Annotated in this window: 23 protein-coding genes and 1 pseudogene; 8 read left to right on the forward strand and 16 right to left on the reverse strand. The window is 56.7% G+C overall.

Annotated features, from left to right (window positions below; all coding sequences use genetic code 11):
- Window positions 1–287: 287 nt before the first annotated feature.
- Window positions 288–524 (forward strand): DUF2934 domain-containing protein, encoded by a 237-nt coding sequence (locus tag J2X43_RS17785; RefSeq protein ID WP_310295827.1) that lies wholly within the window; start codon window positions 288–290, stop codon window positions 522–524.
- Window positions 525–680: 156 nt separating this feature from the next.
- On the opposite strand, the gene J2X43_RS17790 is transcribed toward J2X43_RS17785, so the two are convergent.
- The 4 genes from J2X43_RS17790 to J2X43_RS17805 form a co-directional block, all read right to left on the reverse strand.
- Window positions 681–1,151: a hypothetical protein gene (locus J2X43_RS17790; protein ID WP_310295829.1), complete on the reverse strand. Its 471-nt coding sequence runs from the start codon at window positions 1,149–1,151 to the stop codon at window positions 681–683.
- Between the two features lie 198 nt (window positions 1,152–1,349).
- A complete protein-coding gene (locus J2X43_RS17795) occupies window positions 1,350–1,649 on the reverse strand; it encodes a hypothetical protein (RefSeq protein ID WP_310295831.1) in 300 nt (99 codons plus the stop codon).
- 101 nt (window positions 1,650–1,750) lie between these two features.
- On the reverse strand, window positions 1,751–2,050 hold the full coding sequence (locus J2X43_RS17800) for a hypothetical protein (protein WP_310295833.1): 300 nt from the start codon (window positions 2,048–2,050) through the stop codon (window positions 1,751–1,753).
- A gap of 556 nt (window positions 2,051–2,606) precedes the next feature.
- A complete protein-coding gene (locus tag J2X43_RS17805; RefSeq protein WP_310295835.1) occupies window positions 2,607–4,058 on the reverse strand; it encodes a CHAD domain-containing protein in 1,452 nt (483 codons plus the stop codon).
- A gap of 103 nt (window positions 4,059–4,161) precedes the next feature.
- On the opposite strand from J2X43_RS17805, the gene J2X43_RS17810 reads away from it, so the two are divergent.
- Both J2X43_RS17810 and J2X43_RS17815 read left to right on the forward strand, forming a co-directional pair.
- Window positions 4,162–4,614 (forward strand): NUDIX hydrolase, encoded by a 453-nt coding sequence (locus J2X43_RS17810; RefSeq protein ID WP_310295837.1) that lies wholly within the window; start codon window positions 4,162–4,164, stop codon window positions 4,612–4,614.
- Between the two features lie 163 nt (window positions 4,615–4,777).
- Window positions 4,778–5,605 carry a PHB depolymerase family esterase gene (locus tag J2X43_RS17815; RefSeq protein WP_310295839.1) on the forward strand — a complete coding sequence of 276 codons (828 nt, stop codon included), beginning with the start codon at window positions 4,778–4,780 and terminating at the stop codon, window positions 5,603–5,605.
- 82 nt (window positions 5,606–5,687) lie between these two features.
- On the opposite strand, the pseudogene J2X43_RS17820 reads toward J2X43_RS17815, so the two are convergent.
- From J2X43_RS17820 to J2X43_RS17845, 6 genes and pseudogenes are all read right to left on the reverse strand, one after another.
- Window positions 5,688–6,093: pseudogene (locus J2X43_RS17820) on the reverse strand (alpha/beta fold hydrolase); the annotation flags it as partial.
- Between the two features lie 710 nt (window positions 6,094–6,803).
- Complete coding sequence (locus tag J2X43_RS17825; RefSeq protein ID WP_310295841.1) at window positions 6,804–7,529, reverse strand: Crp/Fnr family transcriptional regulator; 726 nt, start codon at window positions 7,527–7,529, stop codon at window positions 6,804–6,806.
- 606 nt (window positions 7,530–8,135) lie between these two features.
- Window positions 8,136–8,270, reverse strand: a complete 135-nt coding sequence (locus tag J2X43_RS17830; protein WP_310295843.1) for a hypothetical protein — start codon at window positions 8,268–8,270, stop codon at window positions 8,136–8,138.
- A 106-nt stretch (window positions 8,271–8,376) separates the two neighbouring features.
- On the reverse strand, window positions 8,377–8,625 hold the full coding sequence (locus tag J2X43_RS17835; protein ID WP_310296027.1) for a DUF1488 domain-containing protein: 249 nt from the start codon (window positions 8,623–8,625) through the stop codon (window positions 8,377–8,379).
- A 98-nt stretch (window positions 8,626–8,723) separates the two neighbouring features.
- Entirely contained in the window at window positions 8,724–9,014 is a 291-nt protein-coding gene (locus J2X43_RS17840) for a hypothetical protein (RefSeq protein WP_310295845.1), read from the reverse strand.
- Window positions 9,015–9,730: 716 nt separating this feature from the next.
- Entirely contained in the window at window positions 9,731–10,633 is a 903-nt protein-coding gene (locus J2X43_RS17845; RefSeq protein ID WP_310296029.1) for a LysR family transcriptional regulator, read from the reverse strand.
- Window positions 10,634–10,739: 106 nt separating this feature from the next.
- Between J2X43_RS17845 and J2X43_RS17850 the strand changes: the two genes are divergently transcribed.
- Together J2X43_RS17850 and J2X43_RS17855 are read left to right on the forward strand one after the other, a co-directional pair.
- The gene (locus J2X43_RS17850) at window positions 10,740–11,489 is read left to right on the forward strand and encodes a glucose 1-dehydrogenase (RefSeq protein ID WP_310295847.1); all 750 of its coding nucleotides are present in this window, start codon (window positions 10,740–10,742) and stop codon (window positions 11,487–11,489) included.
- A 26-nt stretch (window positions 11,490–11,515) separates the two neighbouring features.
- On the forward strand, window positions 11,516–11,911 hold the full coding sequence (locus tag J2X43_RS17855; protein WP_310295849.1) for a nuclear transport factor 2 family protein: 396 nt from the start codon (window positions 11,516–11,518) through the stop codon (window positions 11,909–11,911).
- Between the two features lie 202 nt (window positions 11,912–12,113).
- Here the strand turns inward: J2X43_RS17855 and J2X43_RS17860 are convergent, their stop codons facing one another.
- On the reverse strand, window positions 12,114–12,491 hold the full coding sequence (locus tag J2X43_RS17860; protein WP_112538801.1) for a hypothetical protein: 378 nt from the start codon (window positions 12,489–12,491) through the stop codon (window positions 12,114–12,116).
- A 551-nt stretch (window positions 12,492–13,042) separates the two neighbouring features.
- Here J2X43_RS17860 and J2X43_RS17865 point away from each other — a divergent pair.
- Window positions 13,043–13,411, forward strand: a complete 369-nt coding sequence (locus J2X43_RS17865; protein ID WP_310295851.1) for a hypothetical protein — start codon at window positions 13,043–13,045, stop codon at window positions 13,409–13,411.
- Between the two features lie 96 nt (window positions 13,412–13,507).
- Entirely contained in the window at window positions 13,508–14,485 is a 978-nt protein-coding gene (locus tag J2X43_RS17870) for a magnesium transporter CorA family protein (RefSeq protein ID WP_310295853.1), read from the forward strand.
- A gap of 79 nt (window positions 14,486–14,564) precedes the next feature.
- On the opposite strand, the gene J2X43_RS17875 is transcribed toward J2X43_RS17870, so the two are convergent.
- Window positions 14,565–15,080, reverse strand: coding sequence for an ACT domain-containing protein (locus tag J2X43_RS17875; protein ID WP_310295855.1), 516 nt, complete (start codon window positions 15,078–15,080; stop codon window positions 14,565–14,567).
- Window positions 15,081–15,449: 369 nt separating this feature from the next.
- Between J2X43_RS17875 and J2X43_RS17880 the strand changes: the two genes are divergently transcribed.
- Complete coding sequence (locus tag J2X43_RS17880) at window positions 15,450–15,752, forward strand: BA14K family protein (protein WP_310296031.1); 303 nt, start codon at window positions 15,450–15,452, stop codon at window positions 15,750–15,752.
- A gap of 136 nt (window positions 15,753–15,888) precedes the next feature.
- Here the strand turns inward: J2X43_RS17880 and J2X43_RS17885 are convergent, their stop codons facing one another.
- The 4 genes from J2X43_RS17885 to J2X43_RS17900 form a co-directional block, all read right to left on the reverse strand.
- Entirely contained in the window at window positions 15,889–16,425 is a 537-nt protein-coding gene (locus J2X43_RS17885) for a cytochrome b/b6 domain-containing protein (RefSeq protein WP_310295856.1), read from the reverse strand.
- Window positions 16,422–17,468: a catalase family peroxidase gene (locus J2X43_RS17890; RefSeq protein ID WP_310295857.1), complete on the reverse strand. Its 1,047-nt coding sequence runs from the start codon at window positions 17,466–17,468 to the stop codon at window positions 16,422–16,424. Before J2X43_RS17890 ends, J2X43_RS17885 begins: the two co-directional genes overlap by 4 nt.
- Before the next feature lie 155 nt (window positions 17,469–17,623).
- Window positions 17,624–19,144: a mechanosensitive ion channel family protein gene (locus J2X43_RS17895; protein ID WP_310295858.1), complete on the reverse strand. Its 1,521-nt coding sequence runs from the start codon at window positions 19,142–19,144 to the stop codon at window positions 17,624–17,626.
- A gap of 350 nt (window positions 19,145–19,494) precedes the next feature.
- The gene (locus J2X43_RS17900) at window positions 19,495–19,893 is read right to left on the reverse strand and encodes a VOC family protein (protein WP_112386565.1); all 399 of its coding nucleotides are present in this window, start codon (window positions 19,891–19,893) and stop codon (window positions 19,495–19,497) included.
- Window positions 19,894–19,928 lie beyond the last annotated feature (35 nt).

Raw genomic sequence — 19,928 nt, forward strand, 5'->3', positions numbered from 1 at the left:
GTTCCCGCGCCACCATCCTTTTATCTAGCCCCTCTCACGGCTTCCGTCGGTGTGTAGTCACTGGTCCTGTTCCGATCGCGCCATGTTCACGGCATTACCGAAATCGGCCCCCACCTGGTTGTAGTCGTCAGTGTGTTTCGTCATTCGATCCTCTTGGGGTGGCCAGCTCGTGTTTCCGGCGAATGCCGCCCTTCACGGAGAGTTTCGTTCCATCGGGAAATCTTCGACGCGCTTCCAGGAACATTGGACGGACTTCGCGATTATCAGTCGCCAACAGGAGAACGTCGATGGATAGAGATCAAGACCAACGTGAGCGCGCCTACAAGATCTGGGAGGAAGAAGGCCGCCCAGACGGCCAGCATGACGACCACTGGCGTCGGGCGGAAGAGCAGCATGAGAAGACCGAAGAGGAGGCAGCCGCGGTCACTGAAGCCAACCAACACGCCTCCGATGAATTCAACCGCAAAAATAGAAAAAAGGCGGCGCCGATCGACAGGCCGCCATCCAGTGGCGCTCCGGATTGATTTCGTCAACATACCCAAGCCGGCTTGGACCAGTGCCAGAAATCAAGTTGGCCCACCTTTGTGTGGGCCACTAGCACAGTGTGGACCTCGTCCCGGCTGCAATTTGCTGATTGCAGTCTCGACGCCGCGGCCGTCAAAGAAAGCGGATCAATGCCGTTAACTAACGGCCAGCACCTTTTCCAGATCTTCTTCGGATATAGGCCAAGCCTCGATGAGACCATTCGATTTCAAAATAAGCGTCATCGTCCGATGATAGGCTTCCCACATCACGTCAATCGGCTCTTCATCAATCCGCAGGTCAAAGGTCCCCGCCGGGTGTGGCTTGGCCATCCCAGCTAGTTGGAAGGGCCGAGTGATGGAAATGCTTTTAACAGTTGTCTTCATGGCATTGATCCGTTTCCTTGGGATCGGGCTCGTGTCGAGCCCGCTCGTGAGGTAGGCGGCATCTCGGGACGTTGCTAGCGCGAAACGAGTGCTCTTGAAGGCACAGCTATCGCAATTGGGGGCCCAGTAATGTCTTTCATTGTTTGCTGCTGTTGGCTTTAAGGGACGATGACCTCCGGCGATGTGGCGCTCGTCCTCGACTATGCCTTTTCCTAACACTTCAACTGAAGATCGATTGGACATTCACTGCCACCGCGTGGATCCGGAAAACTTTGTAAATGCGATACTACGCGCCGAGGTGTTGCCACCTTCAAACAACAGTTTTGATCAATTGAACAAAACCACGGGACTATAATGGACGCAGTCCCCTTGGCTGGCTATGCCATTCTCTCTCAGCCAATATCCTTTTGATCCGCGCGCTGAACTTGACGGATCGATGCTTCAATCGATGGGATCGTTCTGAGGGGCGAAATGATGAAATCGCCTGGGCCGGCTTTGCTTGGAACGCACCGCACCCCCCTCGTTCTCCCAGGCGGCCAGGGCAGCAGGATCAGAGTTCAAGCGCTGCCGTCGAGACGCCGGATAATTCTCAGCAGCTATGGTCGCGCCTTCAATTCGGCGGATGATCTCGATTTCTGCCAAATGCGGTTCACCGGGGTCGGCTCGGATATCGGACGTCGCGTAATTCGCTCGTTTCAAAATGAGCCTCAGCAGTCTCTGACCTTCAGATATGTGGCTCATTCTCAAGTCCTCTATTTCTGAAGGACGCACGACCTGCCAATGCGAATACCGTAGTCCAGTCGCGCGCGTACTCGTTTCGAAAAAGCAGCTATGTAGCCTTGTTAGTGAACGCGACGCCCTTGAGGCGTTACGCCGTGAACGGCATATCTATGCGGGCCCGAAAACGGCAGGATTTTGGATCCCGTATCGGTCATGTCGAAATTTCGGTGCAGCGCGTTAGCAAGCTGAGCCGGATCTTTCACACCTTCACGGAAGAGCTTAATTAAAAGCTTGGCTGCAGCGTTCATATGGCCGTCTGAGTGTACCGAGATATTTCCTGTATAGCCGCAGCTTACAAGGATGCCCTGAAGCATCGTCAGGTCTTCTGTTTCCAGATGGGAAGTGCTGATTTCGGAAGACATAAGTCCTCCTTTCGGTCGGGGCGAAGCTTGACAGCCTCAATCGGCAGCGCCCGTTCAATGGCTGCCAAGGCAGTCAACCTGCTCTCAACGACAAACAATAGCAAACGAATTCTTGGCGGTGACAGTCACCGCCAAGCCCCAGACTGCTGATCGGGGGGGCCGATACCGTGCAGTAGCTCTATTAGGTCAGTATCCTGAGGCCTGTCCGGCTGATCTAAGCGACACGGGCATATCGCAATGCCCGCCCCGACGGCGCGTAGGGGATAGGGTTCGCCCATACACGAGCGGGTGGGCGAACCCTCTGGCGCCAGCTTGGCGGAAGCGATCCGTTAAAGGGCAACTCTCCTCTCCCGTTATCGAGAGCTATCGTCTCGGGCCATGGTGGCGTGAGATGAGCAAGTTTCGCCGCTTTACGCTGATTGCAGAGCGAGAGTATCTCATACTGGATTTCGGCTTGATTGACAGGAACCGACCACCCTGGATGATAGGTCGATAGCCGGTGCCGCCTCGTTAGACAGTGCGCTCTCCCGGTGGCAAATGACATGACGCTCGCCAGTTACCGCCAGAACCGCTTCGCGTCGAGAAGATCGTCGAGCGATGCTTGCGCCTTTTCGATCAGCGCCTCCTTGTCTGCATGAGACACCACGGACGCTCTTGCGGGATGCTCGGCGAGGCCATGCTTCTCAAGCACTTCATGCCCGGTAGCCAGATCGTTCAAGGCGCCGAGGTCATCCTGGAGCGCTTCCATCGCGGCAAGAAATTTCCTGTGCCGGCGCGCTGCGCGCTTGTTCTCGAACAGCGAAACGAAGAATTCGGTGGTATAGCGAAGCTTCTTTGCGTCCTTGCGAACCTCATGGCGATGCTCGTCATCGACCTTCATCAGATTGTGCCCGGCCTTCTTTATCCGCTTGCGCTGTTTGTCCAACACACGCACCGCAAACTCCTGAGCACTCGGTATATCCGCCATTGCGCTCCCCATTCCCGGGAGGTATTCGCCACATTCGAGCCATTCGAAGAGGTCGAGCATCAGCGCTCTCGCTCTCGATGAACCCAAGGCTTCTATCGCGTCACGATAAGCGGCCTCTTTGGCCGCTTTCAGCCTGGAGACGATATCGGCATTGGTGGCTTTTACAAGGAGCACATCGACGTTCCGAGCCTCGCCCAGGACCGCGGCAATCCATCGAAGCTCCTCTTTCAGCCGCTCCGGTTCGCTGCCGGGGATGAACATCTTGAACAGCGAGAAGGCAGACCTCAGCCGGCGAAGAGCGACGCGCGCCTGATGCAGAGCCTCTGGGTTCCGCTTCTGGAGAAGTATGTCCTCGTTTAGCCGAAATTGCCGGACGCAGGATAAGGCAATCGCCTGGAACGCGCTGGCCGCATTCATGTCCGGTTCGAGATCGACGCGCTCGGCCTTGAAAGCCTGTTTTTGCGCCTCAATCAGCGCGAAGCCCCGTTCAGCTTTGGAGCGCATGCCGAACCGAAAGCCTGCGACGCCGTCGATCTTTCTCGCGCAAACGAAAAGGTCGCTGATCTTTCCATCCTTCAGTTCGATTTCGGCTTCGCGTATGGGGAAACGACGGTCGCCCGATATGATTTCACCCCGGTCGATGACAACTTCGATGCGCGAGCCGTTTTCCTCAAGGTCCCATTGGCGTCGTTCGATCAAAACGTCAAAGACCGGCTCCAGCTTCAGGTTGGTGCCAAACTTGCCGACAAGTGGGCTAGTGTGGTCGAGGACGGGTTCATCCCCCCCGATCGGCGCTTCCCATTCCGATCGCGCAAAAAGCGACCGGGCCGGGCCGGTGGCTTTCACGGTCTGCACGTGCGCTTCACCAACCTCTCGTATGCGCAGCGTGTACCCTTCCTGCCAAAGCGCTCGATCCCTCGTATCGAAGTAGGTCGATCGTTGCTTCAAAATCTTCGCAGGTTCGCCAAGCAGATGGGAACCGAGAAGGCCCTCTGTCGCTTCATCTGAAAGGTCGAGCTTAATTTCGGTCTCGGATGACACGATCGACTCCAGTTCGTAGTGGTCGCTCTCAAACGCCGACCTAGCTGTCATAGTTCAGTGGTACAGCGCTTTGATGAAAGTTAGAAAAAAATCGAAAAGCAATATGCTCTCGGATGACCCCTCGTTCTCTTTGACCACGACGTCAGCTCGTTACATCCAGCAGGCCGGGGCGATCTGCTATCGTCGCAATGAAAAGGGAGAATTCAGCATCCTTCTCGTTGGCAGTCGCAGGAACGGTCGCTGGGGCGTTCCAAAAGGGCACCTCGATCCCGGTGAGACCAGTTATCTCGCCGCGGGACGGGAATCTTTCGAAGAGGCCGGTGTGGTTGGCGCGGTCGACAGAGAAGTTTTCGGTACGTTCAGCTATACAAAGGATAGCTCACCGCTTCGCTACCAGGTTGCCGTCCATCTCCTTGAGGTTTCCAGACTGTCGGCAGACTTCCCCGAGAAAGCGGTGCGGAAACAGAAGTGGTTTACACTGAAGGCCGCCGTTCGTGACGCCGTCCAGCCGGGCCTTCAGGCCTTGCTCGAAAAGCTGGAAGCCATGGGCCGTTGACGTTCAGCTTTGCTAAATCGCTGTCGAGGGCAATCCGCTCGCAAAAGAAAGTCGCAGAGATCTTGGAAGCCGTTCTGCAGCCGCCGGCGCGCAAGCGGAGACGAAGCGCCTCGCCGCGGCTCGTGACAACGGTGGGGTCGGCACCAATCCCGGGCGGCTCGTCATGAAATCCTTTTTACCTGTCAACCTGCCGAAAAAGCCGGCGCTGGTGGTTGTTTTGCACGGATGCGGGCAGACACCCGAAAGTCTGGATGCCGCTTCCGGCTTCTCGCGGCTGGCAAGGGACAGGGGCTTTGTTATTCTCTATCCAGAGCAGACGAGAAGCAATAATTCGCAGTTATGCTTCAACTGGTTTCGCCCCAGCGCCATCGCCCGCGACCGCGGCGAGTTGCTCTCCATCAAGCAGATGATCGAATATGCCAGTAGCCGGCATAAGATCAACGCGAACCGCGTTTTCATAGTCGGGCTTTCAGCCGGTGGGGCCATGACCGCAGTCCTGTTGGCAACCTATCCAGATCTTTTTGCGGGTGCGGCGATCGTCGGCGGAATGCCGGTTGGGGCCGTTCGCGACGCGATGTCGGCTCTTCGTGCGATGAAATCTGGCGCTGCCGCGCCCACTGAGGGATGGGGTCGCAGGATCACGACCATCTCGCCTAAACCGCGGTTGTGGCCCCCAATTACCATCTGGCACGGAACGGCTGATCGCGTCGTCAACCCGGCGAACGCAGATACCAGCATCGACCAATGGCTGGGAGCCATGAACATCGATCGCCGATCAGGTGACGTCCAAACAAAGACCTGGGGCCACCTGCATTCGTGGAAGGCTGCCAATGGGTCCGCAGTATCTTTCTATTCGATCGCAGGCATGGCCCATGGTCTTCCCATCAAATCGCGCGGCGGCGCCCAGCGCATCAAAGACCCCTTCGTGCTCGCGACCAACGTTTCAGCGCCTCTTGAATTGATGCGGTTGTGGGAGCTGCCTAGACGCTGAGTTGGTCACGGCAGTTGCCCGTGGGCGTCCATGACGCTGCCAGCTATTCGCAGTTCTGCTCGCGCAACATCGCGATTGTCCGTTAGATCTGAAGGAACGCCAGCAAGTCAGCATTCAAGACATCGGCATTGACGGCGAGCATGCCGTGCGAAAAGGCCGTATAGGTCTTGGTGATGCCATTTCTTAGAAGCTTGATTGACTTGCACGCAGCATCGGCGAGTGGGACTATCTGATCATCTTCACCGTGCAGTACCAGGGTGGAGACCGATATTGACTGACATCTTCGGTCTGGTCCGTTTCAGAAAAGCCTTGATGCCGTCCTAGTGTGCTTTTGCGGCGCCCATCGAGCCCTGCCACCACCTGTTCTGGATCACCGCTTCCTGCACAGCTGCGCGTTCACGGTTGAAACCATAAAACGGGGCCACCGGGAAATCACGGACGAATTTCGACCGGTTGGCAGCGAGTGCTGATCGCGGACCGTCGAACAATGTCTTCAAGCGTGCATTTATCGCAACGCGGCCACAAGCATTGCTCATAACGAATTAATCGAGTAAGTGCGTTCCATACCAACAATTCCTTGGGTATGTTCTGAGGATATGTATGATATGTTCACGTTAATTCTCAGCGCAAATTAATAATTGGACATAGTCGTATTTCTGGTTTGTTCACCTTTGAGAAAGATTTGCCACTGGCTTGCATAAATGTCCGGTAACGTGCATTTGAGGCGTTAGGCAACAATTGCTTAGAGGCTCTAGTCCTTATCGAGATCGCCGGCCCCCTTGCGATTCGGATTGGACGGCCGATGGTAAGGCGCATCAGCCACCCTGAGCAATCTACTAGGACAAAGTCCGTCGGCAACTTACACTCTTTCGCGAGCGGCCAGCGATGTTCCGGTTTGCGCGCAGTCGGAAGCACGATCAAGAAACACAGTATGCCCGGCGCGTAGGTGGAGCGTGGCCGTCTTCACAGCTGAACCCGGTCTGCACCATCGTAGCAAGTCTGTCTCGAAGGCGAGTAAGCGTTGATAGATAACAAAAAACTAGTGATGGCAAGAATTAGAGCTGAGATGGCGAAGGGCACGTCAACATCAGATGTTGTAGAGATTGTCGCTGAAATATTCGCCAGGCAAACGGCAGCAGACGAAGCGGAAGCGATACGGAACGCCCCAAGGTCTAAAAAGACCTGAATTGCAATAAAGCTAGGCTGTCGGCTTCAGACTGCCGATATTTGCCATGTATTCTCGTTCCGGCACCCCATAGGCGTCGCCCGCCACTGCGAGGAGCCCCGCCCGGTCCCGTATTGTTACATAGGTTCTCGCCGCTGCGATGAGGTGCTTTCCCTCAAGAATATGGAGCATTTCTGTAACGCTTTGGCGGCGCACCGCCAGCATGATGCTGATAAGTTTGTGGGTGAGATGGATCTGGTCCCCGTTGGAACGATCGTGACACATCAGGAGCCAGCGCGCTAAACGTGCTTCGAGCTGATGAGCGGCGTTTGTGTACGCTGTATAGGCAATTTGGACCGACGCTGCCTGAAGGTATCTTGTCAGAAAATTCCGAAGCGAGACGCTCTCGGCCATCGCCGCCTGGAGATGAACATTTGCGATTCGGAAGCCCCAACCGTCAACGTGCATAAAGACATGATAGGGCAAGGACGAAGTCCCCGCGATTCCGGAGGTGGGCGCCAAGCCTTCTCGTCCGAACAGCGCGATTTCAGATTTGCGCCCATCAGGAGGACCCACAACGATCGAGCCGATACCCGTTTCTGGAAAATAGGTGTAGTCGCTGATGGTACCAGGCTCGGCTAGACTTGCATTACGCGGGAGATCAACCTTCTCCAAGAACGGGCGAACTCTATCGAGATCGCTCCTCGCCAACTTGGCTAAGAGATTGTTTCGGAAAAGTAATTTTGCAATCTCCGGCATTGCTCGTCCTCGTGAGGCAAGAGCAATCGGGTCTCAAAGTCGGTGCGTCAGATTGATTGCAACCGATGATCAGAGCCTAGTCTCCGACAATTCGTTTATGTCGGATTATCTTGACCGACAATTGGCCGCCAGCCCTGTGCACTTTATCGGACGTTGGAAACTTCGCGTGTAGGCCTGACGTTCAGCAAAAACGCTCTATAGTCTGTCCGGTATCGTCCATTTCTATCGGGCCCCGGCGCTACGACCCGCTGCCAGAAAGCCTTTAAACAAGAGGTTGAGGGCCTACATAAGAAAGAACCGCGAGAGCTACGGTCGTTCGGGGCCGAAGTGAATCGAGAAACCACGGTCTGTCAGTTGCCGGATTGATCTGAGGAGTGCAACGGGCTCTCGCCTCCCTCCCACCTTCAATTCAAGCTCGCAAGCAAGATCGATTGGGTCGGTCATACCTCGCTTGGACAAGTCTGATCAGCAATCTTGCAGCGAGATTGGAGGCGCATTGACCCATACATTTGTGCTGTGGCCAGAATCCCCCAGAAGTTCTGCGATCAAGCTCAACTGTTCGGTGGTGACGTAGCGCACGTTTCCGGAATACATGACGGCATACACTCACCGTGTCGTCAGCACATCTCGCTCTGCGCTCAACTTTCGATAGAGGGCATTAAGCTCCGCATGTCTGGATTCCTTGATATCGGGGGACGCCATCTCGGCATCCAGTTTTTTCAGCTCTAGTGCGATTTCCATCGATCTCGCTTCATTGCCGTCTGACGATCTGAACCTAATCATGTTGTTCTCCGTGAAAGGCTGCCGTTGAAATCTGCCAATGCCGGCGGTTGCGTTATCAGGCAGTTCAAGCCATATCCTGGAGACTGAGTGTCAGGTTATTGCTTCGGCGTCGCTCATAGAGTTTGGCTGCCGCTTCCAGCACTGATGCCCGGTCGCTGTCGAATGCGCTGAGGCACCGCGCCGCCGTCCTCTGCTTCAACGCTGACGCCTCAACCAGGAATTTGACTTCAAACATGCCGTCGTATCCGGTGAAGCGTACGCCGTTCTTTATTTCGTCGAAACTTCGGCTTCGGTTGGGAAACACTAGCGACATCTTGGTCCGACCTTTAATTTTCGCAGTTTTATGGCGCAAACCAATGACGCCAATCAAGCGACCAACTGACTTCCGAAGTTTGCTGGCGAGCGGCGTTATTACGTGGCAGTCGTGTCGCGGTGCGGTAAGCCTGGGATTGCGAACGGATGTAGCGCTTTACTCGATACGCGGGTTTTCATTTCGTAACGACCAAAGTGATTTTCGAGCTCGGTTTGAAGATCCACCGGATGTTCCATCCCTGCCTGAAACGATTTGATCAGTAGTTTCCCTGCGGGTGTCACGCGCGTGCCTGTCAGCTCGTGGCTTGAGTAGCCCGCATCTTTCAGCACATTTTGAAGAAAGTTGATATCGGCGACTGTTAGAAGGGGAGGCGAAAGTGCGGAAGACATTGTGTCCTCCTTTCGGTCGGGGCTAGGGCGTGATGACCCTAAAGCAGCAGCGCCCTGGACATGGCTTACTGAAGGAAGAACCCTGCGCTTCTAGAGCGAAGAAAGCAAACGAATACGAGCCTTCATCGAAACCGGAGGAATAATCGCTGTCTGTAAAGCGAAGTTGATGGCCGTTGGCCTTATCATCCAGCGCCAACGAAAGGCTCTGGACAGAACCGGTGGCGGAAACACAGAAGCCCATCCGGCGTTTCGCGAGCGATGACGAGAGTGATATCGAACGATCGTGTATTGTGACTTTTCCTGGCGCTCAATCCGGAAGGGACGCATCCCTCCAGGAGCGAGAGGCAGCTGGCAGATTTCGCTTCAACCAAGTGCAAAGGAAAATCGCAACATGTCGCACATTGACCCGCGCTGTCTTGCCGTCCGTTTGATGCAAGGACCACGACGGGAAGACTATCTTACATTGCATGGAAAATCCTGATGATGAAAGACCCTCGAAGGTTCGGAAATATGAGCAGACGCTACAGCACAATATCGGCAATGCTGCGTTTCTAGTTTCCTGGCCAGTGTCCAATGAGAAGCGAGTTTTAGGAGCACAGAGATCTATATGAAAGCGCTCAGTCGGTCGGTCTCAATGGGCCGATGCGAGCTTCCTCGCGCTCGGACGCAAGCTTCCGAGTTGTTAGCGGCGCAGAGCTAAAAACGCATCTCGATCGTCACTCAGCCAGGACGTCTTTCGGGAATCCTGCCGCAAGCCCATCGATAAATTTGCGCACCGCTGGCGGCAGGCCGCGCCTTGTCGTGAAAACCAGATGGACAAGCCCTTTCATGCCGCGCCAAGCGGGAAGAACACGCACCAGCTTGCCTTCGCCCAGTGCCTGTCTGCAGCTATGATCTGGAAGTAGTGCCACGCCGAGGCCGGCAAGGGCTGCCGTGCGGACGGCAGTGAAGTCGGCGCAGCCAATCCTTGGTTCGTGTCGCAACGTATGCATCCGGCCCTCGTCGGTCTCCAGGAACCAGTTTACTTCGCCCTGATCGTCGGTGGTCGATAGCGTTGGTTGAGCAGCAAGGTCCTCGACCGAGCCAATGCGGCTTGCGATCTGCGGGCTGGCCACGAGGATTCGGGTCGAGTTTCCAAGTGAGCGCATCGTCAACGAGGCATCGCCTTCCAGTGAGGTGCGCACGCGCAAGGCCACGTCGATCCGCTCCTCGATGAGATCCACCGGGCGGTCGATAGCCACCAGCTGCAAGCGAACTTTTGGGTATTGAACAAGGAAGCGCGTGACGAGCGGAGAGATCGCCTCGACGAGCCCGGTCGGACAACTCATGCGGATCGTCCCATGCGGCTCCGATTGCGCTTCGGCAACGAGCGCCTCAGCACGTTCGGCTTCCGTCATCATGGCCCTGCAACGCTCGTAGAAGGACTTGCCAACATCGGTTACGCGGAAACGCCGGCTTGAGCGTTCGATAAGACGGACACCAAGGCGAGCCTCCAGTCCTGCCACCCGCCGACTGAGTTTCGACTTGGGTTCGCGCAGTGCGCGGCCCGCCGCCGCGAACCCGCCGTGGGCGACCACTTCCGCAAAATAGACAAGGTCATTCAGATCGTACCGCATCATCGTTCTCCGTTTGGAACGATGGGTAACAGATTTGACGGCTATTTGCATAATCGTTCCGCTGTCATGTTTTTTCAACGGCACTAGGCCGTCCACAAGGAGCAACACAATGAGAACTTTTGAAAACAAGGTTGTAATCGTCACGGGCGGCACAAGCGGCATCGGACTTGCGACAGCACAGGCATTTTCGCAGGCAGGCGCATCGGTTTTCATCACCGGCCGGCGCAAAGATGCGCTTGATGCAGCCGTCAAGACGATAGGCGGCCGCGTCACCGGCGTGCAGGCCGACATGAGCAAGCTCGTCGATATCGACCGCCTCTACGACGCCGTCCAGCAGAACCATGGCCATATCGACGTCGTCTTCGCCAATGCCGGAGGCGGCGAGATGGCGCCGCTCGGCGCAATCAGCGAGGAGCACTATCAGAAAACTTTCGATACCAACGTGAAGGGCACGCTATTCACTGTTCAAAAGGCACTGCCGCTTCTGCGCGACGGGGCCTCGATCATCATCACCTCATCGACGACCAGCATTTCCGGCACGCCGGCCTTCAGCGTCTATTCTGCGACAAAGGCGGCGGTGCGCAATTTCGCGCGCAATTGGATCCTCGATTTGAAAGATCGCCATATCCGCGTCAACGCGATCTCCCCGGGCGTGACCGATACAGCTGGCCTCAACGAGTTGTTCGGCAACGGCCAAAGCGCCGAGAACACCAAGAACTACCTTGCCGGCCTCATTCCGGCAGGCCGCGTTGGTCAGCCCGAAGAGATCGCTAAGGCCGTGCTGTTCCTGGCTTCGGACGACGCTTCCTTCATCAACGGTGTCGAGCTGTTCGTCGATGGCGGCCAGGCACAGATCTAGGCTCATCGCCGCAAGGGAGAACCATCATGGCTGATATCGCCACGCTTCTTGAGCGCAACCTTCAGGGCATTTTCGGGGAGGGGGACGATACCCTCCGGCGAGAGGTCGCCGAAGAAATCTTTCATGACGATGCCGTGTTCGTCGAACCACACGGGATCTATCGCGGACGAGACGAAATCGTCCGGATAGCTGGGATCATCCGAGCCTTGCATCCGACATTCCGATACTCGACGCTCGGGCGTGCTGACGTGCTGCATGATAAGGCGGGACGCTTGCGCTGGGTGTCGGGTGTGCCGGGTGAACCGCCGGCCTATGCGGGCACCGACTTCATCGTCGTAAGAGATGGCCGGATCGCCGCCGTTTACCTGTTCTTTGATGGTGCGCCTGATCCGACCAGTCCGGCTTTGAACGATGATCAATGACCGGCGGATCTCCAAGACAAGTTCTCGCCTAGTAAACGGGCCTGATACGCCTGCCGTCCGTCACTTCTTGATAATTAAAAACAGGTCTCGGCGTAGTCGATTTGCGACGGTCGGAGATCGGGCAGAAGAGCTCGACCGTCGTATGGCCCACGATCTGTCGCCAACACGTTGGCTCCTTGACGCGTCGCCTCCGGCGACGCGATCAACCCTTGGTCTTGCTTGTTTTCGTTGAAGCCGGAAAACCTCCCGTCTGCTTCAAGAACACAATGGTTTCAGCGCAGACCTCGCGCCTGCGAGCCTCTCGAAGCGCCAACAGCCGCCTCTTGTCACCAGGCGTCACATCTGTGCCGCCGGCCCGGTATGCGAGCTCATCGGTTTCAACAAGATCGATCAGGAGGTTGCGCATGATGCCATTCATTTCGTGAAGATTGCGCATTTCCAACATCGCCGTTGAAGTCCGCATTCTTCGCGAAATCGCGTCGTCGATAGACTTTTCCGTCAGTTTCGTTTTGACGACGAGGTAGCGAGCGGCCAGCACGCCGAGTACTGTAAAAATAAAGATAAAGACGGTGACAAGCATGACGACGGGCTCCTAGTGCCGAATAAATCGTGCTCGGCAACGGGTTGGTCAATGCCCTCCCGCAGAAAGTCGCGAACGGAGTGCCATATGACCTTCAGTGTGTCTCCGGCTGGAGGTAAACACGGTCGCGGTGGTCCGGCCGCTTGTGGGCGTCTCACCTTTGAGCTTTGTGCCGCAACGATCGCGGCGCACGATGGGCAGACTGGAGACGATTCGATTATGAATCTCTGCCGCTAAGCTCCTTGAGTAACGAGGTGATGATTGCAGCAATTTTTCGAGACTTCACAGGGCCTGCTGGCAATCGGAGCGATCCTTGGGGCAGGTTGCGTCACACTTGGGGCGCTGATTCCCACTTTTACGTCCGTCCTTTCCCGCAGGCGGTCAGCCTCTGATGAACGAAGCGCGGCCATGCAGGCGGTTCTGGCTTTGGACGACTTCGTGGGGTCGAGCTATTCAGCCGTTCACGACACCCCGGAATTCAATCCGATGAACGAGGACAAGTTCGTCTCCACACTCCCGATCCGGTCCTGGCGTTGCCATCGCCGGATCGCTTGGAGCTCCTTGATGAGGAAATTGCCGATGAAATCATGTGGCTTGGCAATCGCGTCCTTAACTTGGGACGTGCCCTTGATGCGCTCGATCTCTCGGCTCGAAATTTTGATGGCTTCTTCGAGCGTCGGCGGGAAGGCTACACAGTCCTTGCGGCGCAAGCGATGGACCTGATCGACCGTCTGGTCAGCGAGTACGCGCTACGTATGCCCGACAAGCCTGATTATTATCGGCAGGGGGAGGGCTTTGTCCGCGTCCTGCAAAGCTCGGGGGAAAGCCGGCAAAGCACACGGACGGCGCGTCAGGTCAACAAGACGACCGGTTCCAACGTGACCCAGCTGTTTCCGAAGGCAACCGACGACGCTGACTGACGGCCCCCAAAATAGACCCGGCGACCTTTTGGCACCTCGCGGCTGAGGCAACGACATCGTATCTATCCCTGCTATCGCCGCCCCCAGGAGCCGACTTTGCTGAAAATCTATCGCGACATTGACGGAGCCGTCAGGGCAGGTGCAGCCGATGACTCATTGCCTGGTCACGTCATCTGGATGGACCTCCTCGATCCCGACGAAGAGGAGATCGCATTCGTCGAGCGGCGTGCAAGGGTAAGAGTTCCAACACGCGATGCCCTGAGCGAAATTGAGGTATCGAGCAGGCTTTCCAAAGAGGGGGACCGGCTTTACCTGAGCGCACCCGTCGTTGGTCATGCTACAACCGAGCACGCCGAGCTCTCGCCGGCAGGCTTTATCGTCGGCCCTGACTTTCTGGTGACCATCCGCTTCGACGACTTGCCGGCTTTCGATGCTGTTGCGGAACGGATAAAACACGATGAAACGCTTGCCAGCGGCATGGGTGTTTTCGTGGCGCTACTGGAGGCCATCGTCGACCGTGGTGCTGATGTTCTTGAGCATCTGGCCGCCGCAGTAGACCAGGTGTCCCGGACGGTCTTCAAAGGAAACCTCAAAGGTTCGGCCTCTCCCCGCAGTGCCAACTTTACGTTGCGACGCGCGCTTTCTAAAGTCGGCGCGCTCGGCGATCGATCCTCGAAGGCCCGCGATGTCCTCCTCGGCATTGGCAGGATGGCCTCATTTACCTTGGATGTGTGTCACGAGATGTTGTCGGACGAATTCCGCGACCAGCTCCACGCGGTGACCAAGGACGTCTCCTCGTTGAGCGACTACGAAACGCATCTTTCGGACAAGACCCAATTTCTCCTGGACGCAGTTCTCGGCTTCATCACCATCGAGCAGAACGACATCTTCAAAGTGCTAACGATCGCCTCGGTGGTCGGCGTGCCCCCGACCCTGTTGGCCGGCATATGGGGCATGAATTTCAAGTTCATGCCGGAGTTGGGCTGGGAGTGGGGTTACCCGTTTGCCTGGACGGCCATCATCCTGAGCGCCATCGCGCCTCTGGTCTGGTTCTGGCGGCGGGGATGGTTTTGAGAATCCCCAGTTTGCGGAATCGGAGGCTGTGAATTGTCGACCGGGATGCTCGGCTCTGCCGGGGGCCTCGGGTGAGACTTTAGAAAGCGGGTGCCAGCGAGACGAGCTCGTGTCCTGCTTCCAACAACAGACCTCGTGACCGCTCAACGTCGTACTGCTTCAGCAATAGGTAGTCGCCATTGAAGGTGGATACCAGGAATATACCGACACCATTTTCCGAAAGTGGACGTATGACCGACAGGACGATGCCCGTCTCCCCGAACGCGAACGGGCCAATGAACTTGAAAGCCGTCCACCCGCCGTCTTTGGAAACGCCGTCAGGCACACGGTCAGCCAGGCATACGATCGATAGTTCGTCGTCCCCGCGGCTTACAGATCCAAAGCCTGGTCCGGACCACCATCCGGGCAACTCTGCGGTGGCGTCCAATTGAACTATCGCGTATTCGCCATCGAGTTCAGCAATCTTGATTGTAGGCATGCAGGTTTCCCGGGGAGATCTATTTTCACATTGGAGAATGGAATAATCTGCAGGTCCGCCAGCTGTTCTGAAACTGACAACCGCATTGCAGCACTTACTGTCGGTCTCGATCGTCAACGATTATCCCTCCCGATAGTGAACGATTTTCAGTGTCTCGCGTTCTCTGATCCGACAAGTTTATTTTGCCTCGGGGACGTCATGAAGACCATTGCATTGTTGGGTTCTGGAATCACCTGCGCAGTCGGCTCCTGCATTGCGGCAGCTTCGATCGCGTCCATCATTATGGCAGCGCCCGAACGCCATACATTCGCAAGCGAAACCGCATCGGACCTGTGGACTACAGCGCCAGTCAGGATTGATCGGTCGGCTCAGTCGTTCGAAAGGGTTCCGGCTCAGTTTTCGACATACGCCCTCGCGCAACCATCTGCGAATACGGGTCTTGCCAAAGGCCCGGCCACAGTCGCCGCACCAGTCGTGAACACGGCAATGTCGAGCCAGCATTTGAGCTGGTGCATTGACCGCTATCGCTCCTTCGATGAGAAGACCAATACTTACCGCTCGTTCAGCGGCCAGACTCGTACCTGCTACTCGCCTTATGAAAGCGGTCCTTCGACCACCGTTACGGCTGCTGAAAGTGTCCAGCCTACGTCCGTGACGGCCGCGGCCGCCTCATGGTGCTCTGCCCGTTACCAGTCATACCGTGTCGAGGACAACACCTACCAGCCCTATGACGGCCCGCGAAGGGCTTGCGAGGGTCCGCGTGCGCCTAGCGAGGTGGCATCCAGATAGCCCGAGCACACCGGATACCTTGCGAAACGTTAGCGGCTGACCGCGAATGAAACGGCTTGGTCCGATCGGCGTTTCTGCGAGGCACGTACGCGTTCTTATTCACATCTCGTGAGATAACGCCGTCCAAGCAAAGGCACTATTTGCCTGGCAACATTGTCTGAAGAACCCCGTCGCGGCGAACCAACCCGTGAAACAGTGCGGCCGCGAGATGCATCACGACGAGTGCGAAAAACGCGAAGGCCAGATAGAAATGTGCGCTCCAGAGTACAGCGTGCAGGCTCGCGCTCTGCGGCAGGATCGGGGGAAGACGGACACCGCCATAGAGCACAATCGGATAGGCCGCTGCCGACATCATCGCCCAACCAATGAGCGGCATGGCGATCATCAGCAGGTATAATGCAAGATGCGACAGATGGGCAGCGAGTTTCATCGGCAGCGGTAGATCTGGTGGCAGAGCCGGGGCACCCGATATGAAACGGACCACAAGACGAACCACGGCGAGAACGAGGATGAGGATTCCCAGAGTCTTGTGTGTCACCAGCAACGCAACGTACCGCTGACCGATCGTCGAGACCATCCCGACGCCGATGAATAGCATGGCCAGAATTCCGACAGCCACCAGCCAGTGCAACAGACGCTGGGCGGAAGAGAAACGTGTTGTGATGCCGGTCATGGTTTCGCGCTCGCTGCTGTTCGGGGATACTGGCTCGCTTCACTGGTTCGAAGATCATAGGATCTGGCATAGGCAGCCGATCGTGCTGCAGGAAATGGATCATCGGAAACTTCGATGCCGTCCGGCAGAACTGTCGGGTCGAAATTGATATCCCGGCACGGGCCGTCCGCCTCTTGCTCGATTTTTTCCACCACAAGCGTTCCAGCTTCCACCGTCCTTCGTTCAGGCGGCCAGGCCTTTGTCGGATCGGATGTTGGATCTGAAGGGTCGGCGACTGTCAGAACAAGGGTCCAGCGCTGGGGCGACTTGGATACACGGTCGATGATGTCCTCTTCAAGATGATTGGGGCCCAACTTTGCGAAATCCTCAACTGCGATCGTCACAGGCTGAGTTTCGGGCCGCAGTGACCAACGCACCGCGTTCTTGGCCCCGTCACCATTCGTAAAGATGAATGCATTCAGGCTATTGAAGGTCACCTCGGCATAGCTGGCTGTCCAAGGGGCCTTGCTTGCCCACTCGCCGAATGCGGCAAATTCGGGATGTGCTGCCACAAAGCCCTTCATGGCATCAGGGTTCTTGCTCTTTGAAGCCTCGAGCAGGTCATAAAATCCCTGCGGCGTCGAAACCGCGAAGACGGGCGGGTCAATCAGCGCCATGCGCCAGACGTTACCGTCCGGAGCTGAAATTTGCACACCGATGCCGCGCACGCGCACGGTAGGATCTGCTGCGTTGGGATCAGGCGTTGCGAGGTTGAAACGTCCGAGAACCGGATATCGTCCCGCGATGAACAACGGTGCCTTCGAAAGCGCGACAGCGTTGCCATTGGCTTCGAAGTTGCCCGTGAAGCACACCCCCTTCGCATGATTTCTCCGATGCCCCAGCGCGGGTCCGCCAGGAGGCGCCAGAGCGGCGACAAGCTCCATGGGTGTTAGGCGTCCGGGTGTGAGCCATCCGGCAGTGTATGCAAAGGCGCCGACGCTGAAGCCCACGACTGCACTGATCAGCACGAGGGATCCGAGGGCGGAATGCTGCGAGCCCGGCATGAAAAACTCTCCGTCGTTTCAGTTTTTCTGTGATGCTGGAAATCGATTGTGATGCGACGACAAGTGGTGCTGGGGATGCTTCACCTGCTTTCAGGTTTTGAAGAATGGCATTGTTGTCCATCGCGGTCAAATCGGAGGTCGCGGTGGAGGCGGCCTCAATGCCCCGAATGCGGAACCTGAAAAAGATGACGGATTCTTGCTGTAATCGAGGTCGGGTGCTGATCTGCTGATTGCCTCAAGTCGTTTGAAAGGTGAATCTCGCTTTCGACGCGTCGCGTCAATAGCAGTCCGAGCTCTTCTGCAAGTCCAGGACGGTCTCGCATGACGCCAGCCAGGACCTCTTTAGAGATTTCGTAGACGACGACAAAGGTGAGCGCGCGCATTCTGGCCGGTTCGACCGCACCCATGAGGACCCCACGTTCGCCAAACAGGTCGCCAGGCGCCAATCTCGTGATCTCGCTCATGACCCCTTCAATCTCACGCTCGACGACGACCACCCCGCTTCGCACGATCATCAGGGACGTCAAAGCAGCGTCCTGGGCAGCGATGACGACATCCTGTTTGAAGGTCAGCCGCTTCATCTCCTGCGCAAGGTTCTCCCTTTCGTCCTCTGTCAGAGTGGAGAACAACCCTATCGAGCTCAGGAGCCTCCAGGGAGTTCCCGGGTGTTTGGATGTCGCATCCTGAACCTGAATTATGCCGGCCGATGCGTTGGCCGGTGGACCGAGCTGTATTCCAGCCGCTTTGGCATGCCTGTAGGCAAGGTCGTAGATCTCATTTCGTGCCGCTGCGATCTTCGAAATCCCCGACACGCGGAAGGAGAGCTCAACATCAACGCCTGATGCATCCATGCCGACAATCGAAACGGATGGAGGCGGAGATTTGAGAATGGAATTGGCGCTGAGCAAGACCGCCTGCATTGCCTGTTCAATCGTTGCCGGGCTGCGGGTTGGAAGCATTCGAACCGTCACGGTAGCGCCATGGACCTCGTCGGGAGCGGTGAGGTTCGTCAGACGAGCCTTCGCAAGCGCGCTGTTCGGCACGATGATCAGATCGTTGGTGCCGCTCAGCAGGTGAGTGGAGCGCCAGTTCGTCTCCACCACCCGGCCCTGAACATTGTCGTCAAGCACAATCCAATCGCCGACATTATAGGGCCGGCCGAGATTCAGTGCGATGCCGGAAAAAACGTCGTTGAGGGTACTTTGCAGTGCCAGACCAAGGACGATTGCGAAAACGCCGGATGTGGCGATCAGGGTGCCGACCGGCAGACTGAACACGAAGGCAATAATCGAGAGAGCCGCGCCGACGTAGATGATGCCCACAAGCAGATCCTGTATCAGCCGGCCCTCTCTCGGATTTCGCTCGAAAATCAGAAACAGCCGAACCGAAGCGACAAGGACCATTGCAGTGCCGATCCACCACGTCGTTTTCGCAAGGCCGAGAAACAAACGGTGTGTCAGATCCTCGGCCGTCATATCGGTCGACCATGGCGCGACACCGTTGGCGATCAGCAGGACCGTCAGCATCACGAAAAACACGACGTGAGCGGAAAACCGCAGCGCGGGCCGTCCTCTTGCAAAGACTCTCGCTGTCAGAATCAAGACCACAAGGGTCACGAACTGAGAGATCGGGTCACCGAGAACACGGCCTATCAGCGTAGAAAATGGGTCTGACATGGCGTCTCCTGGATGATGCCCGAACCAACCTTACCCCAGCGCCGCATGGTGGCAATCGACGGTCAACAGGAATCTTCGCACCATTCTGCCTATTCTGAACCATTCAAGACCTACCTTCGCGCAGCGATAGTTTTTACCGGGCCATCCGGTCGACCTTCCCGAGCAAGGCTCGGCGACCGATATCGCGGCGTCTAGGATAGATATTGTTTTCATAGATCTTTTCGATGAAAAGACGCAGCTCCCTTCCAAATGAGAACTTCTTCGTGTGAAGCATTTTCCTGGCCGTACATATGCATCCGGCACCGCTTCTTGCTTCACGAACGTTGACAATGCTCGCGTCTGGAGCGCCATCAGCGGCTGCCAAACCGAGCTCTTGCTTCTTCCGTCGCGGGCATGAAGAACGATACTAGCGTGCCCTCAGGGTCTCTGAACTGGAAGGTGCGATTGCCCCAAGGTAGCAGTTTTGGCTCGTGCACCACTTCGACATTGCTCTTAAGGCGTGAGAACTCCGCATCGATATCATCGACCAAAAATTCGAGTATCGCGGACCGGTTGGCGCCCGGCGTGGCGGTTCCGGCCATGAAGAGACCCACGGTCTCGGCTGCGCCGATCGCCAATGTCGCGCCAGGCGTCACTATCTCGGCAAAGACCGGCGCCAGCCAGTCAGCGGCGGTATCCGTCACCAGTTCGTAAAACGAAACGGCGGCGGTGATGTCGCTGACGATAAGGCGGGTGGATGCAAGTCTCATGATCTATCTCTCCAATAACGCCGCTTGGTCGGCAT

Origin of the sequence: Rhizobium sp. BE258, from assembly GCF_031457345.1 — a bacterium.
Lineage (GTDB): Bacteria > Pseudomonadota > Alphaproteobacteria > Rhizobiales > Rhizobiaceae > Rhizobium.